We start from the raw sequence: 1,656 nt of genomic DNA, 5'->3' as shown, positions 1-1,656 counted from the left end.
TAGCAATAACCGCAGAAGGAAACGAAGGCAACTTCTGGTTAGGGAAAACATGGGTAACGAATGAAAATATCAACAACTATGCCGGACAGTTGGCAACCTGGGCAAAATCCCTCGATGAAGGGGCAGATATCTTGCTCTACAGTTGTTTTGCAGCATTAGGAGAAGCGGGACAAGCCCTCATTGGGGATTTAGCGCATTTAACGGGGGCAGATGTAGCGGCTTCGACGAATGCGACAGGAAGTGCCAACTATGGCGGAGATTGGGTCTTAGAAAGCAGCACGGGAAATATTGAGGTCCTCACGCCTTTTAGCGATCTTACCCTCAGTGTTTGGGATGGGAAGTTGGCAACCCGGACAGTGACGAGTTCCGCAGATACTAATACGGCGGGAACCCTGCGGTTCGAGATTGGAGCGGCAACGGCTGGGGACTTGATTCTGTTTGATTCGGCGCGGACTGTCAACACAACAGGGGCTATTACCTGGGGACAAGCCGATCTGACAATTGATGGCAATGGTTCAACGGTTCAGGGCAACAATACGTTCCGAATTTTCAACAGTACGGCAGCCACAGGAACCACGACGATTCAAAATCTGACGATTTCAGGGGGGAGTGCGGCTGGTGATGGTGGTGGTATGTATGCGAAAAGAAGCATCACCTTAACGAACAGTACAGTGAGTGGCAATAGTGCTAGTGAAGAGGGTGGTGGTTTGTTTGTAAAGAACAGCGGCAGCGATATCACCTTAACGAACAGTACAATGAGTGGTAATAGTGCTGCTGGTGCTGGTGGTGGTATGTATGCGAACTTTGGCGACATCACTTTAACGAACAGTACAGTGAGTGGTAATAGTGCTGGCGATAATGCTGGTGGTATGTATGCGAACCGCGACATCACTTTAACGAACAGTACAGTGAGTGGTAATAGTGCTGGCGATAAGGCTGGTGGTATGTATACGGACACCGGCATCGTCTTAACGAACAGTACAGTGAGTGGCAATAGTTCTGGTGATAAGGGTGGTGGTATGTATGCGAACAACGGCGATATCACTTTAACGAACAGTACAGTGAGTGGTAATAGTTCTGGTAATAAGGGTGGTGGTTTGTTTGGGCGTGACAACATCACCTTAACGAACAGTACAGTGAGTGGCAATGGTGGTAGTGGTAGTGGTGGTGGTTTGTATGCGAACAGCGATATCACCTTAACGAACAGTATTATTGCCAACAACACCGACAACGGCACCGCACCGGATTTAAAAGTAAGAACGGGAGGAATGATAATTGCTACTAACAGCCTGATTGAAAACTCCACCGGAGCAACCATTACCGGCAGCAACAACATCATCGGCGTTGACCCCCAACTCCTCCCCCTGGGGAACTACGGCGGACCCACCCAAACCCACGCCCTAGCTCTCACCAGTCCCGCCCTCAATGCCGGTAGTAACGCCTTAGCCGCAGGTTTAACCACCGACCAACGAGGCGCACCTGGTGCGCGTATTGCTAATGGTACGGTGGATATGGGAGCCTTTGAATGGCAAGGTTTTGAAATCGTTCCCATTAGCAACCAAAACATCACTATCAGCAGCCTTCCTTCTACCCTTGATGTTAGCGTCAAAGTCGTAGAAAAAGCGTTTAATATTATCCCTTCTGTTGGCGCAACCG

Annotated in this window: 1 protein-coding gene; it reads left to right on the top strand. The window is 49.5% G+C overall.

Annotated features, from left to right (window positions below):
* On the top strand, nt 1-1,656 hold a 1,656-nt coding region (locus JUI58_RS00320; RefSeq protein WP_204101765.1), incomplete at both ends, for a DUF4347 domain-containing protein.

It is taken from the genome of Spirulina sp. CCY15215 (assembly GCF_016888125.1).
Lineage (GTDB): Bacteria > Cyanobacteriota > Cyanobacteriia > Cyanobacteriales > Spirulinaceae > CCY15215.
This window is presented reverse-complemented; position numbering and strand designations above follow the sequence as displayed.